Annotated in this window: 6 protein-coding genes; 4 read left to right on the top strand and 2 right to left on the bottom strand. The window is 60.2% G+C overall.

Annotated features, from left to right (window positions below):
* The coding region (locus QRN31_RS24395) for a hypothetical protein (RefSeq protein ID WP_285435047.1) at window positions 1-185 on the top strand (185 nt) is incomplete at its 5' end.
* On the opposite strand, the gene QRN31_RS24390 is transcribed toward QRN31_RS24395, so the two are convergent.
* Together QRN31_RS24390 and QRN31_RS24385 are read right to left on the bottom strand one after the other, a co-directional pair.
* Window positions 149-439: a hypothetical protein gene (locus tag QRN31_RS24390; protein ID WP_285435045.1), complete on the bottom strand. Its 291-nt coding sequence runs from the start codon at window positions 437-439 to the stop codon at window positions 149-151. The two genes, QRN31_RS24395 and QRN31_RS24390, sit on opposite strands and share 37 nt — an antisense overlap.
* A 296-nt stretch (window positions 440-735) precedes the next feature.
* Complete coding sequence (locus QRN31_RS24385; RefSeq protein WP_285435043.1) at window positions 736-1,890, bottom strand: MalY/PatB family protein; 1,155 nt, start codon at window positions 1,888-1,890, stop codon at window positions 736-738.
* A 354-nt stretch (window positions 1,891-2,244) separates the two neighbouring features.
* On the opposite strand from QRN31_RS24385, the gene fdnG reads away from it, so the two are divergent.
* From fdnG to QRN31_RS24370, 3 genes are read left to right on the top strand one after another with little or no spacing between them, the layout of a single operon-like run.
* Window positions 2,245-5,310: a formate dehydrogenase-N subunit alpha gene (gene fdnG / locus QRN31_RS24380; protein WP_285435042.1), complete on the top strand. Its 3,066-nt coding sequence runs from the start codon at window positions 2,245-2,247 to the stop codon at window positions 5,308-5,310.
* Window positions 5,311-6,246, top strand: coding sequence for a formate dehydrogenase subunit beta (gene fdxH / locus QRN31_RS24375; RefSeq protein ID WP_285435041.1), 936 nt, complete (start codon window positions 5,311-5,313; stop codon window positions 6,244-6,246). It begins immediately after the preceding gene.
* Window positions 6,243-6,896, top strand: coding sequence for a formate dehydrogenase subunit gamma (locus tag QRN31_RS24370; protein ID WP_285435040.1), 654 nt, complete (start codon window positions 6,243-6,245; stop codon window positions 6,894-6,896). Before fdxH ends, QRN31_RS24370 begins: the two co-directional genes overlap by 4 nt.
* The last annotated feature ends 1 nt before the right edge of the window (window position 6,897 follow it).

Below are 6,897 nucleotides of genomic sequence, written 5' to 3'. Positions count from 1 at the left end.
AAGCGCTTGGTTACTTGGCGCTTCTCCAAGTGACCCGCTGTAAAAGCGGAACCAATAGCCGCCATTACCGCAAAAATGGATATGTACCCAACCCCAACCCCAACCCCAACCCCAACCAGACCGGCCTTTTCATGTTCAAGCTCAAAGCTCAAAGCTCAAGCTGCTCACGCAACCGCTGGGAATGATTGGCAGACACCGGAATCGGCGGAAAATCTTCATTGAGCAATCGCAAGTGCTCGATCGCCTCCTGAAACTTCTGATCAGCTTTTCTGCGCAACACCCGATAGCGCTCAAACAGCTCCACGTCCAGATCCCCGCCCTCAAGCATTTCAAAGGCACAGCGACTCAGCAGCTGGGCTTCTTCGAACATCTGTCGATTGCGTTCTAGGGCGAACGTGCGGCAGGCCTTGATTTGATCGGGAGAGGAACATTGAGTCATGACAGGCACCTTCTTCTTATCCGAGGTCCCTTTGAACGGCATCGTTGCCACAGTGGAACCGAACACTGTCGTCTCCTGCCTGCAAAACCGAGGCGGGTTTAACGTTGTGACTGTCGGGTTTCACGGGGATTTCAACTTTTTAAAGATGAAAATTCGATAGGTCGATAAATAAGTACGCAGACTAAAAATCAAAAATACTGTTTCGATCGTTCCCTCGCTCTGCGTGGGAATGCAGCCCGGGACGCTCTGCGTCCCAAGAGCAGACGCAGAGGGTCGGAACGATCAAGTGGGGAACGTCAGGCCTTGAGGTCGAGCAGGCTGCGTTCCATTCGCGCCAAGCCTTCTTCGAGCAACGCCCGCGGGCAGCCGAAATTCAAGCGCACGAACTGTTGGGCGTTATCGCCGAAATCCAGACCCGGGCTCAGGCCCACCTTGGCCGTGTCGAGGAAGAACTGCTGCGGATTGTCCAGTCCCAAGGCCGTGCAATCGAGCCACGCCAGGTACGTCCCTTGGGGGATGTTCATCGTCACGCCCGGCAGTCGGGTGCGAACCGCGTCCACCAGATAATCACGATTGCTTTGCAGATACGCCTTCAACCCGGCCAGCCACGGGCCGCCTTCGCTGTACGCGACGCGTGTCGCTTCCATGCCCAACGGGTTGACGCTGTCGACCATGCCGCAGCGGGCATGATTGACCCGAGCGCGTACCGCAGCGTCCTGAATGATCATGAAGGAGGTTTTCAAACCGGCGATGTTGTAAGCCTTGCTCGCCGACATCAGGGTGATGGTGCGCTGAGCGATCTGCGGGCTTAACGAAGCGGTCGGAATGTGCACACGCCCGTCGAAACACAGCTCGGCGTGGATTTCATCGGAGATGATCCAGGCGTTCTGCTCCAGGCAGATGTCGGCGAGCGCTTGCAGTTCTTCCCGGGGGAAGACCTTGCCCATTGGGTTATGCGGGTTGCTCAGCAGCAGCGCGCCGCCACCCTTGAGTGCCTGGCTCAAGGCGTCGAGTTGCGTGGCATAAGTGCCGTCGGCCAATGCATCGAATTCCAGTTCAACCTTGTGCAAACCCCAGTGACCCGGTGCATGGCGCAGCGGCGGGTAATTCGGGACCTGGACCACCACGTTCTGCTGCGGCTCGACCAGCGCCTTCAGGGCCATGTTGAAACCCGATTCCACACCCGGCAGGAAGATCAGCTCTTCCGGCAATACGCGCCAGGCGTATTTGTTCCAGAGGTCAGCAATGACGGCGGCGCGCAGATCATCCTGAGGCACGCTGTAGCCGACCATCGGGTGTTCCAGGCGTTTGCGCAGGGCTTCAACAATCACCGGCGGCGCGGCGAAGTCCATGTCGGCGACCCACATTGGCAATACATCGGCCGGGTAGCGGCTCCACTTGGTACTGCCGGTGTCGTGGCGGTCGAACACCTGATCAAAATCGAAGGTCATGCTCAGTCTCATAGAAAGCGTGGTTGAACGTGGCGCAATGATAAACGCCAAGCCCCTGTGGGAGCGAGACGCTAATGGTGCGAACAACACAAAACCTGTGGGAGCGGGCTTGCCCGCGATAGCGGTGGAGCCGCCGACAACAATGCTCAATGACACACCGCCATCGCGAGCAGGCTCGCTCCCACAGGGTTATGTGTGATGACTGACATCCCGCACTGCCCGATGGTCGGTTTTCAGGCAGTCAGTTCTCCCATTGGCTAAAGTTTCAGATGTCGGTAGCCACGCTGCCGCCACCGTGATCGTCCAGAAAAACCCGGCAAAAATACCGGGTTTCCACCTGATCAGGAGTGCACGATGGACCTCAACCGTCGTCAGTTCTTCAAGGTCGCTGGTATCGGCCTTGCGGGCTCGAGCCTCGGCGCGCTGGGCATGCTCCCCGCGACAGCCTTCGCCGAGCAGGTACGCCATTTCAAACTCGCCCACACCCATGAAACCCGCAACACCTGCCCGTATTGCTCGGTGGGCTGCGGCGTGATCATGTATAGCCAGGGCGATACCGCCAAAAACGTCGCGCAAAGCATCATCCACATCGAAGGCGATGCCGACCACCCCGTCAACCGTGGCACCCTGTGCCCCAAAGGTGCCGGCCTGCTGGACTTCATTCACAGCCCTGGCCGCCTGCAATATCCCCAGGTGCGCAAGCCTGGCAGCACAGAATGGACGCGTATCTCCTGGGATGAAGCGCTGGACCGGGTCGCCGACCTGATGAAGGCCGACCGCGACGCCAACTTCATCGAGAAGAATGCCCAGGGCCAAACGGTGAACCGCTGGCTGACCACGGGGTTCCTGGCGGCATCGGCGGCGTCCAACGAAGCGGGCTACATCACTCACAAGGTCATTCGCAGTCTCGGCATGCTGGGGTTTGATAACCAGGCGCGTGTCTGACACGGCCCGACGGTGGCAAGTCTTGCCCCGACGTACGGCCGTGGTGCCATGACCAATACCTGGACCGACATCGCCAACGCGAACCTGGTCCTGGTGATGGGCGGCAACGCAGCAGAAGCGCACCCCTGCGGCTTCAAGTGGGTGACCGAAGCCAAGGCGCACAACAAGGCGCGATTGATCGTGGTCGACCCACGGTTTACCCGCACAGCCTCGGTGGCCGACTATTACGCGCCGATCCGCACCGGCACCGACATCGCCTTCATGGGCGGGCTGATCAATTACCTGCTGACCCAGGACAAGATCCAGCACGAATACGTGCGCAATTACACCGACGTGTCGTTCATCGTCAAAGCCGGCTATGGCTTCGAGGACGGCATCTTCAGCGGTTACGACGTCGCCAAGCGCAGCTATACCGACAAGTCCGGCTGGGCCTATGAACTCGGTGAGGACGGCTTCGTCAAAGTCGACCCGACCTTGCAGGATCCGCGCTGCGTCTACCAACTGATGAAGCAGCATTACAGCCGCTACACCATTGAACTGGCGAGCCAGATCTGTGGCATGCCGGTCGACGCCATGCAAAAAATCTGGGACGAGATCGCCACGTGCGCGCAACCAGGCAAGACCATGACGATTCTCTATGCGCTGGGCTGGACACAGCACTCGATCGGCTCGCAAATCATCCGCAGCGCCGCGATGGTGCAATTGCTGTTGGGCAACGTCGGCATGCCGGGCGGGGGCGTGAATGCCCTGCGCGGGCACTCCAACATCCAGGGCCTGACCGACCTCGGTTTGCTGTCCAACTCGTTGCCGGGTTACCTCACCCTGCCAAACGATGCGGAGCAGGACTACGCCGGCTACATCACCAAACGCACGCAGAAACCATTACGCCCGGGGCAACTGTCCTATTGGCAGAACTACAGCAAATTCCACGTCAGCCTGATGAAAGCCTGGTACCGCGACAACGCTACGGCAGAGAACAATTGGGCCTACGACTATTTGCCGAAGCTGGACATTCCCAACTACGACATCCTCAAAGTGTTCGACCTGATGGGGCAGGGCAAGGTCAACGGCTACCTGTGCCAAGGCTTCAACCCTATCGCCGCGCTGCCCGACAAGAACCGGGTGATGGCGGCGCTGGCCAAGTTGAAATGGCTGGTGGTGATGGACCCGCTGTCGACGGAAACCTCGGAGTTCTGGCGCAATGTCGGGCCATACAACGATGTGAAGAGCGCCGACATCCAGACCGAAGTGATTCGCCTGCCCACCACCTGTTTCGCCGAGGAGGACGGCTCGCTGGTCAACAGCAGCCGCTGGCTGCAATGGCACTGGAAAGGCGCCGAAGGCCCGGGCGAAGCACGCACCGATATCCGCATCATGGCCGAGTTGTTCATCCGCCTGCGCCAGCGCTATCAAGCCAAAGGCGGTGCTTACGCCGAGCCCATCCTCAAACTGTCCTGGCTCTACAAGATGCCCGAAGAGCCGTCGCCGGAAGAACTGGCGAAGGAAATCAACGGCTATGCGGTCAGCGACTTCACCGACGCCACGGGCGCGGCGATCAAGGGCAACGCGCAACTCGCCGGATTCGCCCAGCTCAAGGACGACGGCAGCACGGCGTCAGGCTGCTGGATTTTCTGCGGCAGCTGGACCGAGACGGGCAATCAGATGGCCCGCCGCGACAACAGCGACCCTTACGGCATGCATCAACATCAGGGCTGGGCCTGGGCGTGGCCGGCGAACCGGCGGATTCTTTACAACCGCGCCTCGGCCGACCCGCAAGGCAAACCGTGGGACGAGAAAAAACGCCTGGTGTGGTGGAACGGCAAAGTCTGGGGCGGCACCGATGTGCCCGACTACAAGGTCGACGTGGCGCCGGAAGCGGGGATGAATCCGTTCATCATGAACCCCGAAGGCGTGGCGCGATTCTTCGCCGTCGACAAGATGAACGAGGGCCCATTCCCCGAGCACTACGAGCCGTTCGAGACGCCCATCGGCATCAACCCGCTGCACCCGCAAAACAAGAAAGCCACCAGCAACCCGGCGGCGCGGATCTTCGATTCGGTGTGGGATTCGCTCGGCGTGGCCAAGGACTATCCGTATGCGGCGACGAGCTACCGGCTGACCGAGCATTTCCACTTCTGGAGCAAGCACTGCAAGCTCAATGCGATTGCCCAGCCCGAGCAATTCGTCGAGATCGGTGAAGTGCTGGCCAAGGAAAAAGGCATCGTCGCTGGCGACCGGGTTCGGGTCAGTTCCAAACGTGGCCATATCGAAGCGGTGGCGGTGGTGACCAAGCGAATCCGGCCGCTGCAAGTCAACGGCCAGGTCGTGCACCAGATCGGTATCCCGCTGCACTGGGGCTTTACCGGCCTCACGCGCCACGGCTACCTGACCAACACCCTGGTGCCGTTCCTCGGCGATGGCAACACTCAGACCCCGGAATCCAAGTCATTCCTGGTCAACGTGGAGAAAGTCTAAATGGCCAGCCAAGACATCATCGCCCGTTCGGCCACTACCACCGTGCCGTCCTCGGTGCGCAATCAGGAGGAAGTGGCCAAGCTGATCGACACCACCAAGTGCATCGGCTGCAAGGCTTGCCAGGTCGCCTGCTCGGAATGGAACGAGCTGCGCGACGACGTCGGCCATAACCTCGGCACCTACGACAACCCTCAGGACCTCAGCGCCGACACCTGGACCTTGATGCGCTTCACCGAGCATGAAACCGATGCCGGCAACCTGGAATGGCTGATCCGCAAGGACGGCTGCATGCACTGCGCCGAGCCCGGTTGCCTGGCGGCGTGCCCCAGCCCCGGCGCGATCATCAAGCACGCCAATGGCATCGTCGATTTCGATCAGGATCATTGCATCGGCTGCGGCTATTGCATCACCGGCTGCCCGTTCAACATTCCGCGGATCTCGCAGAAAGATCACAAGGCGTACAAATGCACCTTGTGCTCGGACCGGGTGGAAGTCGGACTGGAACCGGCCTGCGTGAAAACCTGCCCGACCGGCGCCATCGTGTTCGGCAGCAAGGAAGACATGAAGGAACACGCCGCCGAACGCATCGTCGACCTGAAAAGCCGCGGCTTCGACCACGCCGGCCTGTACGATCCCGAAGGTGTTGGCGGCACGCATGTGATGTATGTGCTGCACCACGCGGACACGCCGACGCTCTACGCCGGTTTGCCGGCGAGCCCGACGATCAGTCCGTTGGTGCAATTGTGGAAAGGCGTGAGCAAACCCTTGGGTTTGTTGGCCATGGGCCTGGCGGTGCTCGCCGGATTCTTCCATTACGTGCGCATCGGCCCGCAAGTGGTAGAGGAGGATGAACTGCCGCCGCTCAAAGACCCTGCGGTGCATGAAGTCGATCCATCGGTGCATACCTATGATCCGAAACGGGAGGACCGGCCATGATCCGCAAACAGATCCTTCGCTACACCGCCAACCAGCGGACCAATCACTGGCTGGTGGCGATCCTGTTTTTCATGGCGGCGCTGTCCGGCCTGGCGTTGTTCCACCCGGCACTGTTCTGGCTCAGCAACCTGTTCGGCGGCGGGCCGTGGACACGCATCCTGCACCCGTTCATGGGCGTGGTGATGTTTGTGTTGTTCCTCGGTCTGGTGATTCAGTTCTTTCGGGCGAACTTCTTTATCAGCAATGACCGCTTGTGGCTCAAGCGCGTCGGGCGGGTGATCCGCAATGAAGAGGAGGGCGTGCCCCCCATCGGCAAGTACAACCCGGGGCAGAAACTGCTGTTCTGGACACTGCTGCTGTGCATGCTGGTGTTGCTGTTCAGCGGGCTGGTGATCTGGCGCGCCTACTTCAGCGCGTACTTCGGCATCACGGCCATTCGCTGGGCGATGCTGCTGCACGCGTTGGCGGGTTTTGTGCTGGTGCTGAGCATCATCGTGCACATCTATGCCGGCATCTGGATCAAGGGGTCGGTCAGCGCCATGGCACATGGCTGGGTCAGCCGCGCCTGGGCGAAGAAACACCATGAACTCTGGTATCGGGAAGTGACCCGAGACGAGCACCCCGACCGGCCGATCAGCAAAAAAGGATAAG

The sequence above is a fragment of the Pseudomonas sp. fls2-241-R2A-110 genome (assembly GCF_030209165.1).
Taxonomy (GTDB): Bacteria; Pseudomonadota; Gammaproteobacteria; order Pseudomonadales; family Pseudomonadaceae; genus Aquipseudomonas.
This window is presented reverse-complemented; position numbering and strand designations above follow the sequence as displayed.

Excerpts from the sequence above, each read along its gene's own strand:
- QRN31_RS24385 (WP_285435043.1), bottom strand. The coding sequence starts at position 1,890 with ATGACCTTCGATTTTGATCAGGTGTTCGACCGCCACGACACCGGCAGT.
- QRN31_RS24390 (WP_285435045.1), bottom strand. The coding sequence starts at position 439 with ATGACTCAATGTTCCTCTCCCGATCAAATCAAGGCCTGCCGCACGTTC.
- fdxH (WP_285435041.1), top strand. The coding sequence starts at position 5,311 with ATGGCCAGCCAAGACATCATCGCCCGTTCGGCCACTACCACCGTGCCG.
- QRN31_RS24370 (WP_285435040.1), top strand. The coding sequence starts at position 6,243 with ATGATCCGCAAACAGATCCTTCGCTACACCGCCAACCAGCGGACCAAT.